The sequence below is a fragment of the Acidobacteriota bacterium genome (assembly GCA_016716715.1).
Taxonomy (GTDB): domain Bacteria; phylum Acidobacteriota; class Thermoanaerobaculia; order UBA5066; family UBA5066; genus Fen-183.
In genome coordinates, this window is sequence record JADJVE010000009.1 from 89,395 (window position 1) to 107,000 (window position 17,606).

The following is a 17,606-nucleotide window of genomic DNA, read 5'->3' on the forward strand; positions in this document are numbered from 1 at the left end:
GCCGCAGGAGGAAACGATGTCCAAAGGCCGCCGCGCCTTCTCCCTTTCGAAACATCTTCTACTTCTCTCTCTTCCGGTCCTCCTCCTCGCGGCGCCGCGCGCCGCGGCCCAGACGGCGGCCGCGACGCTCGAGGTCGCCGCGGCGGACGCCTCGGGCGCACCCGTGCCGGGCGCCAGCGTCGAGGCGAAGAGCCCCGACACCGGCCTCACCCGCACGGGCGTCACGGACGTGACGGGCGTCGCGAAGTTCGCGGCGCTGCCCACGGGCGGGTACGACGTGACCGTCAAGCTGCAGGGCTTCGAGACGGTCGTGCAGAAGGGCGTCGTCCTCCGCGTCGGACAGACCGGCCGCGTGAACGTCACGCTCGCGCAGCGGAAGTCCGCCGAGGTGAGCGTCGTGGCGTCGGCCCCGCTCGTCGACGTCTACAAGATCGACTCCTCGACGAACGTCTCGCCGGAGCAGATCCGGGACCTCCCGACACCCGACCGCGACTTCCAGAACCTCGCGTTCATTGCCCCGACCGTCGAGCGCGAGCGCGGCGCCTTCCGCTTCGTGACGGGCGGCCCCGTCATCGGCGGCGGCGGCAACGCGAGCCAGGCGACCATCCTCGTCGACGGCGTCGATTTCACGGACCCTGCCCTCGGCCTCGCGAAGACGAAGTTCTCGCAGGACGCGATCTCGGAGTTTCGCGTCATCAGCAACCGCTTCGACGCCGAGGTCGGCGGCTCCGCGGGCGGCGCGCTTTCCGTCCTGACGAAGAGCGGCACGAACACGCTTTCCGGAACCGCGTTCGGCTTCTATCGCGGCCCGAACCTGCGCGCGAAGGGCGCCTTCGAGCAGGACTCCACCGTCGACTACGAGCGCAACCAGTTCGGCGCGACCGTCGGCGGCCCGATCGTGAAGGACCGGACGTTCTTCTTCGGCTCGATCGAGCAGGTCAACGCGACGACGCCCACGCTCTTCCGCCCGAAGGGAGCGTTCGTCTCCCAGGCAGCGGACTACAAGGTGCCCATCCACCAGACGCTCGGCTACCTCGGCCTCGACCAGACGCTTTCCGAGAACAACCACCTGACCGCGAAGCTGGACTACGAGCGTTTCCGCCAGGACAACTTCCGCGTCGGCGGCGTCCTCTCCATCCAGTACGGCCAGGAGCTGAACCGCGACAACCTCACGTTCGCGGTCGGCGACACGTGGAACCTCGGCAACGGCTCCGTGAACGAGGCGCGCGCCCAGTTCGGCACGCGGAAATACGAGGAGCCCACGAACACGGCGGTCACGGCCGAGTGGTACTCGAGCGGCAACACGCTGCAGACGGGCGGCAACATCCTCGGCAACCTGCTCGGCGACGGCACCCAGTTCGAGTTCCGCGACACGCTGTACCTGCACTTCACGGGCGCGGGATCGCACGACGTGAAGGTCGGCGCGGGAGTCCAGCGCGTGATCGACCGCTCGCGGATCGACACCTACCAGTACGGCCTCATGCTCTACCTGACGGACACGAAGGCTCTTCCGCTCGCCTACGCCTACGGCATCGGCTCGGCCGACGTGAAGGCGAACACGACGCGTCTCGCCGGCTACGTCCAGGACGACTGGCGGCCGATGTCGAACCTCACCGTGAGCCTCGGCGTGCGCTACGACTACGACTCCGGCGGCAACGACCCGAACATCTACCAGCCGAACCTCGGCCTCGACGGCCGCGCGATCGACACGAACAACTTCCAGCCACGCCTCGGGATCTCGTGGGACATCACGGGCAAGGGCGCATACGTCGCCCGCGGCGGCGTCGGGATCTTCACCGGCCGCTACCTCCTCGTCCCGGCGTTCACGGAGATGCAGCAGAACGGCTACACGGGCCGCGTGACGTACACGAACCTCAACGGAGCGCTCTTCGGGCTCCCGGCGTTCGCGCTCGACCCGAACAACCCGCAGAACACGGGCATCAAGTCCAAGCCCGCCGTCACGGTCCTGGACAAGACGCTCGACGCCCCCGAGTCCACGCAGACGACGCTCGGGTTCACGGCGAAGCTCGGCCAGACGGGCCTCTACGCGGACGTCGAAGGCATCTACATGAAGGGCCGCAAGGAGATCACGGTCACGGACCGCAACTGGAGCGGCAACGCGACCCACACCCGGCCGAACACGGCATTCGACCAGATCAACACGTACACGAACGACGGCCGCTCCGAGTACATGGCCGCCGTCTTCTCCCTGAACGGCAACATCAAGGGCGGCCACGTCGTGACGGCGTCGCTCACGATGGCCTCCAAGCACAACATCTCCGACGACTTCAGCCCCGAGTTCCCGACGGGCTACCCGAACGACCCCGCGAATCTGGATGCCGAGTACGGCCGCGCGCGGTCCTGGGAGCGGTACCGCATCGTCATCTCGGGAATCGCGCGCCTGCCCTGGGGCATCAACGTCGCGCCCGTCTTCGAATACGGCGCCGGGCAGCCGTGGACGCAGCGCCTCGGCTACGACTACAACGGCGACGGCAAGAACTCCGACCGCCCGGCGGGCGTGGACCGCTTCGCCGAGGACGGCCCGGCCTACCGCAACGTGAACATCCGCGTCTCGAAGATGTTCAACTTCAGCGGGATCGGCGTCGAGCTGATCGCCGAGTGCTTCAACGTCTTCAACACGGTCAACTACGACGTGACGTCGATCGACGGCGCCCGGTACCTGTCCGGACCGACGATCACGAACCCGGCGGCCGCCGCCGTCGTGAACCCGAACTACGGCAGGGCCTCCGCGACGCTGCCTCCGCGCGAAGGTCAGATCGGCCTCCGCGTGACCTTCTGACCATGCGCGTCGCCATCGTCACGGGAGGCGCGGCCGGCATCGGCCGCGCCACGGCCCTGCGCTTCGCCCAGGGCGGCTGCGCCGTGTCCGCGTGGGACGTGGACGAGGTGAAGGCCGCGGCTCTCGTTCCCGAGCTCCAGGCGGCGGGCGCGCCCGCCGCCGAGGGCCGGAAGGTGGACGTCACCGATGCCGCGGCGGTGGACCGCGCGGTCTCGGAGGTCTTCTCGCGCTTCGGGCGGGTCGACGTCCTCGTGAACAACGCGGGGATCGTGAAGGACTCGCAGCTCGTCAAGTGGAAGGACGGCGCCGTCGTCTCGACCATGTCCGACGGGGATTTCGACAGGGTCATCTCGGTCAACCTCAAGGGCGTCTTCAACTGCACGCGAGCCGTGGCCCCCGCGATGATCAAGCAGGGGAGCGGCGTCGTCCTGAACGCGTCGTCCGTCGTCGGCCTCTACGGCAATTTCGGCCAGACGAACTATGCCGCCACGAAAGCCGGCGTCATCTCCTTCACGCAGACGTGGGCCCGCGAGCTCGGGAAGTTCGGCATCCGCGTGAACGCGGTCGCGCCGGGCTTCGTCGCCACCGAGATCATCAAGGCGATGCCCGAGAAGGTCATCGCGGGGATGGTCTCGAAGACCCCCGTCGGCCGGATGGGGAAGCCCGAGGACATCGCCGAGGCCTACTTCTGGCTCGCGTCGGATGCGGCCGCGTTCGTCCACGGCGCGACGCTCTCGGTGGACGGCGGGCTGGTGCTCGGCACATGAGCCCCTCGGCCCGGATCATCTCGACCGGCTCCTATCTGCCGGAGATCGAGGTGTCGAACGACGCGCTGCGCGAGCGCTTCAAGACGATCGCGCCCGAATTCGTCGACAAGATGGAGGCGGGCAGCGGGATCAAGACCCGCTGGTGGGCGCCGCCCGACTGGGCGACGTCCGACCTCGCCGTCCGCGCGGCGCAGAAGGCTCTCGCGGCGGCGGGGAAGAAGCCCGAGGACGTCGACCTCGTCCTCCTCGGTACGGACTCGCCGGACTTCGTGACGCCGGCCACTTCCGTCGTCGTCCAGCACAAGCTCGGCGCGAAGAACGCCGGGACCTTCGACGTCGGCTGCGCGTGTGCGTCCTTTCCGACGTGCCTTGCGACCGCCGCCGGCCTCATCGCGACGAACAAGTCGTTGAAGACCGTCGTGGCGATCGGCGCGTACATGATGCACAAGCTCACGGACCCGAACGATCCGATGATCTTCTTCTTCGGGGACGGCGCGGGCGCCGCCGTGCTCGGGCCGTCCGACGCCCCGGGCTTCGTGGCGTCCGGCTTCCGCGCCGACGGGTCGTTCAACCGCAACTGGGCGATCCTTTCCGGCGGCACGGACGAGCCGGCTTCACTCGAGTCCGTGAAGGCCGGCCGCACGACGGTCAAGCTCATCGAGCGCTACCCGCCGGAGCTCAACAACGAAGGCTGGCCGAAGCTCGTGCGCCAGATGGCGGCGGACGGAGGGTTTGCCGTTTCCGACATCGACATGCTCATCCTGACGCAGGTCAGGCGGCCGACGATCGAGCTCGTCATGCAGGACCTCGGGCTGCCGATGGAAAAGACGCACATGGTGATGGACAAGTGGGGTTACACGGGCTCGGCGAGCGTCGCGATGGCGTTCGACGACGCCCGCGCCAAGGGGAAGGTCAAGGCCGGGGACCTCGTCGTCTTCGTGGCGTCCGGCGTCGGCTACAACATGGCGGGCGCCGCCTTCCGCATGGTCTAGGCTGCGGGGCACCGTGCCGCGCGCCGCGAAGATCCTCCTCGGCCTCGTCGCCGCCCTCGTCCTCCTCGGGGCGGCGGCGGGGGCGATCTTCTGGAAGAAGCCGCTCGCCACGCTCGCGTGGATCGGCCGCCGGAGGCTCTCGTCGTCGGGTTTCGAGAAGCACGTTCGGCCGTCCGCCGTGGGGCCGCAGGTCGTGTTCTCCGGCGGTGGCGGTGCGCCGGTCGTCCTCGTCCACGGCGCGGGCGACCAGGCCGGCGGGTGGTCGAAGGTCGCGCCGCGCCTCGCGAGGAGTTTCTCGGTCGTAGCGGTCGACCTCGCCGGCCACGGCGAGAGCGCGCCGGCGGAGGGGTCGCTGCCGTTCGCGACTCTTCTCTCCGGATTCGACGGCGCGATGAAGGAGTTGCCGCAGGGCAAGGTGACTCTCGTCGGAAATTCGCTCGGAGCATGGGTCGCGACGGTGTGGGCGAGGGAGCATCCCGATCGCGTGAGTCACCTGGTGCTCGTGAACGGCGGCCCCCTGCTCGGCGACCGCCCCGACCTCACGCTCCAGCCGAAGACGCGCGCGGAGGCCGACAAGACGCTTGCCGCCCTGCGCGACCCGTCGGCTCCGCTGATCCCGGATTTCGTCGTGGACGACATCATCCGCGAGGCGGCAAGGGGTCCGATCGCGCGGCTCGCCGCCGAGGCGAAGGGCATGCCCGCGTACCTCCTCGACGGAAAGCTCGCTGGTTTCGACGTCCCCGTGGACCTCCTCTGGGGCGCGTCCGACAAGCTGGTCTCCGTCGACTACGCGAAACGCCTCGCCGGACAGCTGCCGGCAGCGCGCCTCACGACGATCGACCGCTGCGGGCACGCGCCGCAGGTCGAGTGTCCCGACCGGTTCACGGAGGCGCTCCTGAAAGTCCTCAAGGATCCCGTGCCCGAGCCCACCGTCTCGTCGCCGCCGGTCGCCGCGCCCGCTGCCGCGACGGCCGCCCGGCCATGATTTCGGGCGACGTCCTCGGGGAGCGCGCGCGGCTCTCGCCGGACAAGACGGCGCTCGTCGAGGTCGCGACAGGCCGGCGCTTCACGTATTCCGAACTGGACGCGCGCGCCAGATCCGCGGCGCGGACGCTGACGGAAGGGCTCGGCCTGAAGAAGGGCGACCGCCTCGCCCTCCTCGCGGGCAATTGCGTGGAGTTCCTCGACGTCTTCTTCGCGTGCGGCAAGAACGGCGTCGTCCTCGTCCCGCTCAACACGCGGCAGACGGCGGCGGAGCTCCAGGGTGTCATCGAAGACGCCGAGCCGCGGGCTTTGATATTCGGTGCGACGTTTGAAGAGACCGTTGAAGATTTGCTTAGAAGGGTAAGAGGAGTCAGGGCAGTGCCTCTCGACGCTCCGGCAGCGCCAGGTGCGGCGGCCGCGTCCGCGCACAGCGCCCACACCACCTTCAAAGAAATCTCCTCTTCTCTTCCATCGGCGCCCACTGGCGCCGATGCAGAAGTCTCCGGTCCCGAAGACCTCTACTGCCTCCTCTACACGTCCGGAACCACGGGCAAGCCGAAGGGCGTGATGGTGCCGCACCGGATGGTGGCGTGGAACGCGGTGAACACCGTCGTGTCGTGGCAGCTCCGCGAGGACGACGTGTCGCCCATCTACACGCCGCTCTACCACGCGGGCGGGTTGGGCGCGTTCCTGACGCCCATCTTCGCGGTCGGGGGGACGATCGTCCTTCTCGCGGGCTTCGACGCCGCCGAGGTGCTCGCGACGATCGGGCGGGAGCGCTGCACGGTCGCCCTCGGGGTCCCGACGATCTTCCGGATGCTCCAGGAGCATCCCGACTGGGCGTCCGCGGACTTCTCGAGCATCCGCTACTTTGCCAGCGGCGGGGCGCCGCTGCCTCTCGACATCATCGAGACGTGGCAAAGGCGCGGCGCGAACTTCAAGCAGGGTTACGGCCTCACGGAAGTCGGTGTGAACTGCTTCGCGATGAGCGTCGAAGAGTCGATCCGGAAGGCCGGGTCGATCGGCCGGCCGATGATGTTCACCCGGGCGAAGCTGACGGATGAAGAGGGAAACGAGGTCCCGATCGGCGAGGTCGGCGAGCTCCTGCTCAAAGGCCCGCACGTCTGCAAGGGCTACTACAGGAACCCGGAGGCCACGGCCGCGTCGCTCGACGCCGAGGGCTGGTTCCACACGGGCGACCTTGCGAAGAAGGACGAAGACGGGTTCTTCACGATCGCGGGCCGCAAGAAGGACATGCTCATCTCGGGCGGCGTCAACGTCTATCCCGCCGAGATCGAGGCCGTCCTCTTCCGGCACCCGCTCGTGAAGGACGTCGCCGTCGTCGGCGTCCCGGACGAGAAGTGGGGGGAAGTCGGCGTCGCGTTCGTCGTGAGACGGGAAGAAGAGGGAAAGAGAGAAGAGAGGATTTTCTTAGAAGGTGAAGAGGGGAAGGCGGAAGCGGCGGCCGCGGCGGAGCTGACCGGATTCGTCGGTTCGCGCCTCGCGAAGTACAAGATCCCACGGGAATTCGTCTTCGTCGATGCGCTTCCGCGCACCCCATACGGCAAGGTCGTGAAGGGCGAACTCCGGTCTCTTTACCTTTCAAAGAAATCTTCTTCTTCGGCCTCTTCGGAAGTTCCCGAATGAGCGTCCTCGCCCACAAGGTGGAGGGCGAGGGTCCCCCTCTCCTGCTCCTCAACGGCGGGATGATGTCGTTCTCCGCCTGGGAGCCGATTGCGCGGCGTCTCGCCGTGCGGCACCGCGTCATCCGCTGCGACTTCCGGGGCCAGCTTCTCTCGCCCGGCGAGCCGCGCGCGTCCATGGAGGAGCACGCGGACGACGTCGCGGCGCTTCTCGAGTCGCTGACGTTGGGGCCGGTCGACGTCGTCGCGGCGTCGTACGGTGCCTACGCCGGGCTCCTTCTCACGGCGCGCCATCCGGAGCGCGTCGGATCCGTCGTCGCCGCCACCGTGACGGACGTCGCGAGGGCCGGCGACGCGGGGCTCGGCGAGGTGGGCGCGCGCCTCGCGGCCGCCGTCCGCGCCGCGGCCCGGGGCGGCGACCGGACGGAGGTCTACGACGCAATCGTGCAGCTCGCCTATACGCCCGAGTGGCAGGCCGCCCACGCGGACGAGCTCGCGCTGCGCCGCGGGCAGGTCGGCCTCCTGCCGGGCGCGTGGTTCACGGGGCTCGAGGGGCTGCTTACGGCTCTCGAAAAGGTCGACCTGAGGGCCGCCCTGGCGAAGATCTCCTGCCCGGTCCTCGTCGTCGCCGCGGAGCGCGACGCCGCGATGCCGCTCGAGAGGACGAAGGCCGTGGCGGACGGAATCCCGGCCGCGCACTTCGTCGTCGTGCCGGGCGCGGGCCACGCTCTCGTCGTCGAATGCGAGGACGAGTTCGTCCTCCTCGTCGAGCGCTTTCTCGCGCGCGTGCACCGCGCCGGAGGAACGGCGTGAGCGCGGCCCCTCCCCCCGCGCCTCTTCGCGAGGGCCGGCTCGTCCATGGCGGGTACGGCTACCACTGGGAGCTGTACGGGACCGGCGGCCGCGAAACGGTCTGCCTCTTCAACGGCCTCGCGATGTCCACGAAGAGCTGGCTTTCGTTCCTGCCCGAGATGGGGGAGCGCGACGTCCTCCTCTACGACTACCTCGGGCAGGGCGCCTCGGACGACGCGGAGCTGCCGGGCGCGCCGATCTCGTCTTTCGGAGACGCGCTCGCGGCGATCCTGGACGCCGAGGGGATTGCGAGGGTCCACGCGATCGGCGTCTCGTACGGCGGGTTCGTCGCCGCGGAGTTCGCGCGGCGCCACCCGGCGCGCGCGGCGTCGTTGACCCTCTCCGGGATCCTCCTGACGCAGGAGACGCTCTTCGCGATGTACCAGGACGTCTCGCTGCGCTTCTACGCGGGCGGGCCGCCGCTCTTCGACCTCTACACCCGTTACCTCTACGAGAAGATCTTCGCGGAGGCGTTCGTCGCGCGGGTCGGACCGAAGCTCGAGTCCATGCGTCAGGGTTTCCACGACCGCTACGCGAGCCGGATCGAGGCGCTCGTGCGCCTCACGAAGGCGCAGGACCCGTTCTTCGCGGCCCTCGGGGAGAACGCGGCGTCCTACGCCGCGATCCCGTGCCCGGTCCTCGTCCTCGCGGGCGCGGAGGACCGCGCGATTCCGCCGCCCCAGCAGCGGAGAATCCCGACCGTGATCCCGCATGCCGTCTACGAGGAGATCGCGGGCGCCGGGCACGTCGTCTATCTCGAGAAGCCCGAGGTGTTCTGGCCGCGCGTTCGCCTGTTCCTGGACGGGACGCGGCGCTAGCGGCGGGCCCGCGCGTGCGGGACCGGGGCGGCCGCGACGAGGCCGGGCTCCTTCAGCATTCCGTGGCGGAGGATCTCGGCGACCTCGCGCATCGCGACGTCGCTTCCCTTGCCGAACTGCTCCGGGACGCCGAAGAGGATCTCGACCGCGTAGTACTGGAGGAAGACACGGCTCGCGAGCATGACGGCGGTGGCGACCGGCACACCGGGGCGTATCTCGCCCGAGACCGCGTCGCCGTGCGACACGATGAACCGTTCGAAGCGTGACGCCATCTCCGAGTAGAACTTCCGGATGTGGTTGCCCGAAAGCTCCACGACGTCGACGTAGATGAGCGCGACGTGGCGCCGCCAGACGTGCACGCTCTCGCGCGCGGCGGCCGCGAGCTCCTCGAGGTTGTCGGGAAACGTCCCGGACGCGAGCGCCTTGTTGAACGGGAAGTCCGGGCTCTCGATCGCCTTCCAGTACTGGCCGAGGACGGTCTGGAAGATCGTCTCCTTGTCGGCGAAGTGGTGGTAGACGTTTCCCGTTGAGACCCCGGCGCGCTGGGCGACGTCGCGGATGCTCGTGCCGCGATAGCCCTGGCTCGAGAAGAGGTCCAGCGCCGCCTCGAGGATGGCGGTGCGGCTCTTCTCGGACTTCTTGTCCTGCTCCACGCCCCGAGTCTAGACGGCGGCGGGAGCCGCCGCGAGCATGGACTTCAGGCGCGGGAACGCGGCCGCGATCTCGTCCATCGAAACCGCGCCCACGGACAGCCGGAACCAGCCCGTGTCGCCCTCGAACCCGAAGGCCTGGAACGGCACGACGCCGAGGCCGGCCTCCTCGAGGAGGAGGCGCCGCACGTCGTCGTTCGTCTTCACGGGGACGCCCCTCACGGTGCGCCCGAAGAGGTCGAAGCGCACGGACAGGTAGATGGCGCCCTGCGGTTCGATCGCGTCGACGGGGAAGCCTTCTTTCTTCATCGTCATCACGCCGTCGTACAGGGCTTCCAGGCGCTCGGCGAGCTTCCTCCGCACGCCGTCGCGGTACGCGCGGACGGCCTCCGGCTGCGCGAGGAACTTGGCGACGCCTGCCTGCTCGGCCTTCGGAGCCCAGGCGCCGACGTGGCCGAGGATGTCCGACATCCGGCGGCGGATCGGCGGGGGCATCACGCCCCACCCGACGCGCATGCCCGTCGCGCAGAACGCCTTCGAGATCGCGTCGAGGAAAATGACGTACGGCGCGCTCTCGGGGACGAGCCCGACGGGCGTGTGGTGCTCGGTCTTCCCGAAGACGAGCGTCCAGTAGACCTGGTCGTACACGAGGTAGAGCGGGCGCCGCCGGCCCTCCGAGTCGCGCCGGCGGTTCTCCTCCACCACCATCTCCGTGAGGTCCGTCAGGGCCTGCTTCGAGATCGCCGTCCCCGTCGGGTTGAGCGGCGAGTTCAGGATCAGCAGGCGGGCTCCGGGGACGTGCGGGCGGATCTGGTCCGGCGTCGGGAAGAAATTCGACTTCGCCTCGACGCGGATCGGGATCCCGCGGGCGCCGGACAGGTAGGCGTAGTGGTTGTTGTTCCACGACGGCACGGGATAGATCGCGCCGTCGCCCGGCTCGAGGAGCGTGCGGTACGTCCCGTAGAGGAGCGGGCGGGCGCCGGCCGCGATCACGACGGACTCGACGGGATAGGAGAGCCCGAGATCGCGGGCGTAGAGCTTCACGACCTCCTCGCGCAGCGGGAGGATTCCCTCCGATGGCGGGTAGTTCGTCTGGCCCGTCTCGAGGGCCTCCTTCGTGGCCGCGAGGAGGCCGTCCGGGATGGGGAACTGGCGCGAGTCGAAGTCGCCGATCGTGAGATTGCAGACCGGGCGGCCCGTGGCCTGCAGGGCGCGGATCTCACCCGCGATGCGGAGAATCTCGGAACCCACGACGCCGCGGGCGAGAGGGGAGAGGCCTGCGTCGGCCTTCTCCGCCGACTGAAAATAGGAGGTGACGTCCATCGCGGCGAGTCTATTAGATTCGTCCCCGGGTTTTCGGAGGCGACCAGGCCAAGCGGTAGAATGAGGCGCATTCTCAGGGACCGGAGGTGAGCCATGAGGCTTCATTCCCTGTTCACCCTCGCCGCCCTGGCGGCCGCGCTCGGCGCTCGCGCTGAGGAACCCGCCGCCGCGGCCTGGAGACCGTTCGACCTCGGAGCCCACCAGCGGGCCGTCTCCACGAAGAGCGCGGCCGCCCAGAAGGCGTTCGACCAGGGCCTCGTCTGGTCGTTCGCGTTCAACCACGACGAGTCCGAGCGGGCGTTCCGCGAGGCCGCGCGCGTCGACCCGGGCCTCGCGATGGCGTGGTGGGGAATCGCGCTCGTGAACGGACCGCACATCAACAACACCGAGGTGGACGAGGCGCACGCGAAGGCGGCGTGGGACGCCCTCGGTGAGGCCCGTGCGCGCATCGCCGGTGCGAGCCCGGTCGAGAGGGCGCTCATCGACGCCCTCGGGTCCCGCTACGCGCTGCCCCAGCCCGCCGACCGCAAGCCGCTGGACGAGGCGTACGCGAAGTCCATGGCGGACGTCCATCGCCGGTTCCCCAAGGACGCGGACGTGGCCGCTCTCTACGCGGAAGCGCTCATGGACGTGCGCCCCTGGGACCAGTGGACGCACGACGGAAAGGCCCAGCCGGGAACCCGCGAGGCTCTCGACGCGATCGCGGCCGCGCTGGCCCTCAACCCGCGCCATCCGCTCGCCCTCCACCTGAAGATCCACGCCCTCGAGGCGTCGCCTCACCCCGAGCGCGCGCGCGCGGCCGCCGACGGACTGCGGGCGCTCGTGCCCGATTCGAGCCACCTCGTCCACATGCCGGCGCACATCTACGCGCGCGTGGGCCGGTGGGCCGACGCCGCGTCCGCGAACGAGCGCGCGATCGCGGCCGACGCGCGATACAACGCGCGGACGCCGACCCTCGGCCTCTACCGGCTCTACGAAGTCCACAACGTTCACTTCCTCGTGTTCACGGCGATGATGGAGGGCCGGCGGAAAGTCGCGCAGAAGCAGGCGGCCGCGGTCGTCGCGATGCTCCCGCCGCCGATGGTCCAGGAGCTGGCGTTTCTCCTCGAGGCGTTCCTGACCGTCCCCCACGAGGTGCGGATGCGTTTCGGTCTCTGGAACGAAATCCTCGAGGAGCCAATCCCCGGGACGAGCGTGCCGACTGCGCGCGCGTTCGCGCACTTTGCGCGCGGGGTCGCATTCGCGGCGCTCGGACGAATCGACGAAGCCGAAAGGGAGCGTGCGGCGTTCGCGGAGGCCGCTGCAAAGGTCCCGAAGGAGTATCTGTGGGGGGCGAACGCGAGCTCGGCCGTTCTCGCCGCGCACGTGCCGTACCTCGAGGGCGAGCTGGCGTTCCGGCGGGGAGAACGCGAGACCGCCGAGGCGAAGCTCCGCGAGGCCGTCCGGCTCGAGGACGCGCTCAAGTACGACGAGCCTCCGCCGGCCTCCGTGCCCGCGCGCCACGCGCTCGGGGCGGTCCTCCTGGCGGCGGGAAAGGCGAAGGAGGCCGAGGTCGTCTATCGCGAGGATCTCCGGCGCAGCCCCGAAAACGGCTGGTCGCTGCAGGGCCTGGCGCGCGCCCTCAGGATGCAGGAGAGGCCAGGCGCCTCGGAGGTCCAGGCGCGCTTCCGCGCCGCCTGGAGGCGGGCGGACATGGACGTCACGACGTCCTGTCTGTGCGTGCCAGGGGTGGCTGTCGGAGGCACCGGCGCGCGCTGACGCGCGTTCCGGGCGTGCGGAGGCGCGCCTGCTAATCTCCGCGGCCTATGCGCTGGTCCCAGTCGTTTCTCGTGACCCTCCGGGAGGTCCCCGGCGACGCCGAGGTCGTCTCCCATCAGCTTCTCTACCGCGCGGGCTTCATCCAGAAGCTCGCCGCTGGCATCTACTCGTACACGCCGTTCGGCTTCCGGTCGCTCAAGAAGATGACCGAGATCGTGCGCGAGGAGATGGACGCGACCGGAGCCCAGGAAGTCGACCTCCCGATCCTCCAGCCGAAGGAGCTCTGGGTCGAGTCCGGCCGCTGGGACCGCTACCAGAACGAGGGCATCCTCTTTCACCTGAAGGACCGCAAGGACGGCGAGTTCGCGCTCGCGCCGACGGCCGAGGAGGCCGTGACGGACATGGTCCGGCGCTCCGTGACGTCCTGGCGGCAGCTTCCGTTCAACCTCTACCAGATCCGCACGAAGTTCCGCGACGAGATCCGCCCGCGCTTCGGCCTCCTGCGCGGGCGCGAGTTCCTCATGAAGGACGCGTACTCCTTCGACCTCGACCAGAAGGGTCTCGACGCCCACTACGTGAAGATGGACTCCGCGTACCGGAAGATCTTCGACCGCTGCGGCCTCGAGTTCGCGGTCGTGCAGGCCGATTCGGGCGCAATCGGCGGCTCGGCTTCGGAAGAGTTCATGGTCGTCGCCGACACGGGCGAGGACGCGCTCGTGTTCGCGGAAGCCGGCGACTACGGCGCGAACATCGAAAAGGCCGTGACGGCGCCCCTCCCCGAGCCGTGGGCGGGGGAGGAGGCGAAGGCTTTCGGCGAGGCGAACGCGCCAACGCCGGGGATCACGACGACCGAGGGTCAGGCGCAGCACCTCGGGACGACACCGGAGCGAATCGTCAACACGATGATCTACGAGGCGGTGGGCGCGGACGGAAAAGCGCGCCTGGCGGCCGTCCTGATCCGAGGGGACCTCACGATCAACGAGGTCAAGCTCCCGAAGGCGATCGGCGCGCTTCACGTGAAGCTGGCTTCGGAGGAGATTCTTCGAAAGGTGACGGGAACGCGCCCCGGCTTCGTCGGGCCGCTCTCCCTTCTTCCTTTCGCAGAGAATCCCGTCTTCGTCTTCGTCGACCGCTCTCTCGAGCACGGACGAAACCTCTGGTGCGGGGCGAACCAGGAGGGGCTGCACCATTCCGGGGTCGACATCAATCGCGACGTGATGGGCATTTCCTCGTTCAAGGGCGTCGTCGAGGCCGCCACCGCCCGCGACGGCGACCCCTCGCCCGCCCCGAAGGGCGGCGCGCTGCGAATCAAGCGCGGCATCGAGGTCGGGCACATCTTCAAGCTCGGCACGAAGTACTCCGAGGCCATGAAGTGCGAGGTCGCCGACCAGGCGCAGAAGATGGTGCCCCTCGCAATGGGGTGCTACGGGCTCGGCCTCGGCCGGACCATCGCCGCCGCCATCGAGCAGCACCACGACGAGCACGGAATCGTGTGGCCCGTCCCGCTCGCGCCCTACGCGTGCGTCGTCGCCGCCCTGCAGCGCGACGCCGAGGTCCTCGCCGCCGCCGACAAGCTCTACGAGGAGCTGAAGGCCGCGGGCGTCGAGGTGTTCTACGACGACCGCGACGAGCGGCCGGGCGTGAAGTTCAAGGACATCGACCTCATCGGCTTTCCGGTGCGCGTCGTCGTGGGCGGCAAGTCGCTCGCGAAGGGCGTCGTCGAGGTCTCGACGCGGCGCGAGAAGCAGGCGCAGGGCATCGCGCTCGCGGATGTCGTCGGCGTCGTGAAGAAGACGCTCGCGGCGGGCGCGAAGACGCTGGTCGTGTAGGAGCACGGGAGCGGCCGTGGCGCTGGACGAAACCCGCCTGACCGAGCACGTCTCGGTGTTCACGCACGGCGGCGAGACGCTTCTCGAGAGCTACGGCTCGAACGCGACGGTCTTCTTCGGGAAGGGCGCGGTCGTCGTCGTGGACCCGTTCGTCGCGCCGCGGCAGGCGGCGGCGCTCGGCGCGCGGATCGCGGATCGCACGCCGGACCCGGTCACGCACGTCGTCCTCACGCACCACCACACGGACCACGCTCTCGGGGCGTCCTTTTTCGCCTCCCTCGGCGCGGACGTCATCGCGCACGAGGCCGCCGCGCGGCGCATGGCGGTCGAGCACGGCGCCCTCATCGCCGAGCGGCGCCGGGACCCCGCGCTCGGCGGCCTCTTCGACGGCGCCGAACCGCACGCGCCGAAGCGCCTTGTCCGGGACTCCCTGGCGTTCGAGGCCGGCGGAATCCGGTTCGACGTCTTCCACCCGGGGCACGCGCATACGCCCGGCGATCTCTGCGTGTACGTGCCCGCGCTCGGAGTCCTCGTGTCGGGCGACCTCGTGTCCACCGGGTATCACCCGAACCTCGAGGACGCCGACGTCGCCGGGTGGAGGGCCGCGCTCGCACGCCTGCACGGCATCCCGTACTGGACGCTCGTGCCGGGTCACGGACCGGCTGGCGGGCGCGAGGCCGTCGAGGACCAGATCGCGTACTTCGACGCCGCCGAGCGGACCGTGAAGGAGGCGGCGGAGTTCGGGTTCGACGCCGTCGCCGCCCTCAAGGCCGCTTTCCCCGAGCGGCTGCTGGCTGCCGTGCTCCCGGACGCGGTCAAGGCGCTTTCCGCGCGCTGAAACCGGGCGTCCCTTGATGCGCCCGCATCATCGGGAGGCGCGTAAGGCCGGGGCTAAGATTCATCGCCCGGTTCAGGAAGAAAGGAAAACAGCGCGTGAGCTTCACCAAACAGGACGCCCTCGACTACCACTCGACGGGCCGCAAGGGAAAACTCGAGGTCATCCCCTCCAAGCCCTGTGCGACCGCCCGCGACCTTTCGCTCGCCTACACGCCCGGCGTCGCCGAGCCGTGTCTCGAAATCGCCCGGGACCCCGAGCTCGTCTACGAGTACACCGGCAAGGGGAACCTCGTCGCCGTCATCTCGAACGGCACCGCCGTCCTCGGCCTCGGCGACATCGGCGCTGCCGCCGGCAAGCCGGTCATGGAGGGGAAGGGAGTCCTGTTCAAGAGGTTCGCGGACGTCGACGTGTTCGACATCGAGGTGGACGAGCACGACCCCGACAAGCTCATCGAGTGCGTCGCCCGCCTCGAGCCCACGTTCGGGGGGATCAACCTCGAGGACATCAAGGCGCCCGAGTGCTTCTACATCGAAGAGCAGCTCAAGAAGCGCATGGGCATCCCGGTGTTCCACGACGACCAGCACGGGACCGCCATCATCTCGGCCGCCGCGTTCCTGAACGCGCTCGAGATCGCGGGCAAGAAGATCGAGGACGTGAAGGTCGTGTTCGCGGGCGCCGGCGCCGCCGCGGTCGCCTGCGCGAACCTCTACATCACGTACGGCGTGAAGCTCGAGAACATCCTCATGGTCGACCGCACCGGCGTCATCTGGAAGGGCCGGACGGAGAACATGAACCCGTACAAGGAACGCTTCGCGCGCGACACGAAGAAGCGCACGGTCACCGAGGCGCTCGACGGGGCCGACGCCTTCATCGGCGTCTCGGCCGCGAAGCTCATCAACGGCGACATGATCAAGAAGATGGCAAAGGACCCGATCATCTTCGCGATGGCGAACCCGGTGCCCGAGATCACGCCCGAGGAGGCAAAGGCGTCTCGGCCCGACTGCATCATGGCGACGGGCCGGTCCGACTACCCGAACCAGGTCAACAACGTCCTCGGCTTCCCCTTCATCTTCCGCGGCGCGCTCGACTGCCGCGCAACGCAGATCAACGAGGCGATGAAGCTCGCCGCCTCCAAGGCCCTCGCGAACCTCGCGAAGGAGGACGTGCCGGACTCCGTCGCCCGCGCGTACGGCGTCGAGGGCTTCAAGTTTGGCCGCGAGTACCTCATCCCGAAGCCGTTCGACTGGCGCGTCCTCCTGCACGTGCCGCCGGCCGTGGCCCAGGCCGCCGCGGACACGGGTGTCGCGAAGAGGCCCATCAAGGACATGGAGGCCTACAAGCGGAAGCTCGAGGGCATGCTCTCGCGCTCGCGCTCGTTCATGCAGGTCATCCACGAGAAGGCGAAGCGCGACCCGAAACGCGTCGTCCTCGCCGAGGGCGACGATCCGAAGATCCAGCGCGCCGCGAAGATCCTCGCCGAGGAGGGGCTCGCGAAGCCGATTCTTCTCTCGCGCGGGAGGAAGGCCGAGGCGGCCCTCAAGGCGATGGACGTCAAGACGCCGATCGAGGTGATCGACCCCGAGACAAGCCCGAACTACGCGAAGTACGTCAAGGCATACGCCGAGAAGCGCAAGCGAAGCGGCGTGACTCTCGAGGACGCCGAGCGGACGCTCCGGTTCCGCAACTATTACGCGGGGATGATGGTCGACCAGGGCGACGCGGACGTCACCCTGTCGGGCCTCACCTCGAACTACCCGGACACGATCAAGCCCGCGCTCCAGACGATCGGCGTCAAGGCCGGCGTCAAGAAGGTCTCTGGCCTCTACGTCCTGATCCTCCAGGACCGGGTGTTCTTCTTCGCGGACACGACGGTCAACATCGACCCGACGGCCGAGGATCTCGCGGAGATCGCGCTCCTCTCGGCCGACACGGCGAAGCTCTTCGGGATCCAGCCCCGCGTCGCGATGATCGCGTTCTCGAACTTCGGCTCCACGGTCCATCCGTCGACGAACAAGGTGCGCGACGCGGTCAAGCTCGTGAAGCAGCGCCGTCCCGACCTCGAGTGCGACGGCGAGATGCAGGCCGACACGGCCGTCCTGCCGGAGTTCCTCAAGGAGAACTATCCCTGGACGGACCTCAAGGGCCCGGCCAACGTCCTCGTCTTCCCCGAGCTCCAGAGCGCGAACGCCGCGTACAAGCTCGTGTGGCGCCTCGCGAAGGCCGACGCGATCGGGCCGATCCTCATGGGGATGAGCAAGCCCGCCCACGTCCTCCAGCGCGGCGTCGAGGTTTCGGACATCGTGAACATGGCGGCCTTCGGCGTCGTGGACGCCCAGTCGCGCAAGAAGTAGC

13 protein-coding genes are annotated in these 17,606 nt (G+C 69.1%); 11 read left to right on the forward strand and 2 right to left on the reverse strand.

All coding sequences use genetic code 11. The features are described 5' to 3' along the window. The first annotated feature begins 16 nt into the window (after positions 1-16). The 7 genes from IPL89_15040 to IPL89_15070 are packed head-to-tail and all read left to right on the forward strand — an operon-like array spanning position 17 to position 8,856. Positions 17-2,800: a TonB-dependent receptor gene (locus tag IPL89_15040; protein MBK9064486.1), complete on the forward strand. Its 2,784-nt coding sequence runs from the start codon at positions 17-19 to the stop codon at positions 2,798-2,800. 2 nt (positions 2,801-2,802) lie between these two features. Then, positions 2,803-3,567: a 3-oxoacyl-ACP reductase FabG gene (gene fabG, locus IPL89_15045; GenBank protein ID MBK9064487.1), complete on the forward strand. Its 765-nt coding sequence runs from the start codon at positions 2,803-2,805 to the stop codon at positions 3,565-3,567. Next, positions 3,564-4,559 carry a ketoacyl-ACP synthase III gene (locus IPL89_15050; GenBank protein MBK9064488.1) on the forward strand — a complete coding sequence of 332 codons (996 nt, stop codon included), beginning with the start codon at positions 3,564-3,566 and terminating at the stop codon, positions 4,557-4,559. Before fabG ends, IPL89_15050 begins: the two co-directional genes overlap by 4 nt. Before the next feature lie 13 nt (positions 4,560-4,572). Next, positions 4,573-5,544, forward strand: coding sequence for an alpha/beta hydrolase (locus IPL89_15055; GenBank protein ID MBK9064489.1), 972 nt, complete (start codon positions 4,573-4,575; stop codon positions 5,542-5,544). Then, entirely contained in the window at positions 5,541-7,190 is a 1,650-nt protein-coding gene (locus IPL89_15060; protein MBK9064490.1) for a long-chain fatty acid--CoA ligase, read from the forward strand. The genes IPL89_15055 and IPL89_15060 overlap by 4 nt, the downstream gene beginning before the upstream one ends. Next, positions 7,187-7,999: an alpha/beta hydrolase gene (locus IPL89_15065; GenBank protein MBK9064491.1), complete on the forward strand. Its 813-nt coding sequence runs from the start codon at positions 7,187-7,189 to the stop codon at positions 7,997-7,999. Before IPL89_15060 ends, IPL89_15065 begins: the two co-directional genes overlap by 4 nt. Then, the gene (locus tag IPL89_15070; GenBank protein ID MBK9064492.1) at positions 7,996-8,856 is read left to right on the forward strand and encodes an alpha/beta hydrolase; all 861 of its coding nucleotides are present in this window, start codon (positions 7,996-7,998) and stop codon (positions 8,854-8,856) included. Before IPL89_15065 ends, IPL89_15070 begins: the two co-directional genes overlap by 4 nt. Here IPL89_15070 and IPL89_15075 read toward each other — a convergent pair. After that, positions 8,853-9,509: a TetR/AcrR family transcriptional regulator gene (locus tag IPL89_15075; protein ID MBK9064493.1), complete on the reverse strand. Its 657-nt coding sequence runs from the start codon at positions 9,507-9,509 to the stop codon at positions 8,853-8,855. The genes IPL89_15070 and IPL89_15075 overlap by 4 nt on opposite strands. A 9-nt stretch (positions 9,510-9,518) precedes the next feature. After that, a complete protein-coding gene (locus tag IPL89_15080; protein MBK9064494.1) occupies positions 9,519-10,829 on the reverse strand; it encodes an aminotransferase class I/II-fold pyridoxal phosphate-dependent enzyme in 1,311 nt (436 codons plus the stop codon). A 93-nt stretch (positions 10,830-10,922) separates the two neighbouring features. On the opposite strand from IPL89_15080, the gene IPL89_15085 reads away from it, so the two are divergent. From IPL89_15085 to IPL89_15100, 4 genes are all read left to right on the forward strand, one after another. After that, positions 10,923-12,587 (forward strand): hypothetical protein, encoded by a 1,665-nt coding sequence (locus IPL89_15085; GenBank protein ID MBK9064495.1) that lies wholly within the window; start codon positions 10,923-10,925, stop codon positions 12,585-12,587. 47 nt (positions 12,588-12,634) lie between these two features. After that, a complete protein-coding gene (locus IPL89_15090) occupies positions 12,635-14,416 on the forward strand; it encodes a proline--tRNA ligase (protein MBK9064496.1) in 1,782 nt (593 codons plus the stop codon). A 16-nt stretch (positions 14,417-14,432) separates the two neighbouring features. Then, a complete protein-coding gene (locus IPL89_15095) occupies positions 14,433-15,254 on the forward strand; it encodes an MBL fold metallo-hydrolase (GenBank protein ID MBK9064497.1) in 822 nt (273 codons plus the stop codon). A gap of 95 nt (positions 15,255-15,349) precedes the next feature. Continuing rightward, positions 15,350-17,605, forward strand: a complete 2,256-nt coding sequence (locus tag IPL89_15100) for an NADP-dependent malic enzyme (GenBank protein ID MBK9064498.1) — start codon at positions 15,350-15,352, stop codon at positions 17,603-17,605. Position 17,606 lies beyond the last annotated feature (1 nt).

Excerpts from the sequence above, each read along its gene's own strand:
- IPL89_15040 (MBK9064486.1), top strand. The coding sequence starts at position 17 with ATGTCCAAAGGCCGCCGCGCCTTCTCCCTTTCGAAACATCTTCTACTT.
- fabG (MBK9064487.1), top strand. The coding sequence starts at position 2,803 with ATGCGCGTCGCCATCGTCACGGGAGGCGCGGCCGGCATCGGCCGCGCC.
- IPL89_15080 (MBK9064494.1), bottom strand. The coding sequence starts at position 10,829 with ATGGACGTCACCTCCTATTTTCAGTCGGCGGAGAAGGCCGACGCAGGC.
- IPL89_15090 (MBK9064496.1), top strand. The coding sequence starts at position 12,635 with ATGCGCTGGTCCCAGTCGTTTCTCGTGACCCTCCGGGAGGTCCCCGGC.
- IPL89_15085 (MBK9064495.1), top strand. The coding sequence starts at position 10,923 with ATGAGGCTTCATTCCCTGTTCACCCTCGCCGCCCTGGCGGCCGCGCTC.
- IPL89_15060 (MBK9064490.1), top strand. The coding sequence starts at position 5,541 with ATGATTTCGGGCGACGTCCTCGGGGAGCGCGCGCGGCTCTCGCCGGAC.
- IPL89_15050 (MBK9064488.1), top strand. The coding sequence starts at position 3,564 with ATGAGCCCCTCGGCCCGGATCATCTCGACCGGCTCCTATCTGCCGGAG.
- IPL89_15065 (MBK9064491.1), top strand. The coding sequence starts at position 7,187 with ATGAGCGTCCTCGCCCACAAGGTGGAGGGCGAGGGTCCCCCTCTCCTG.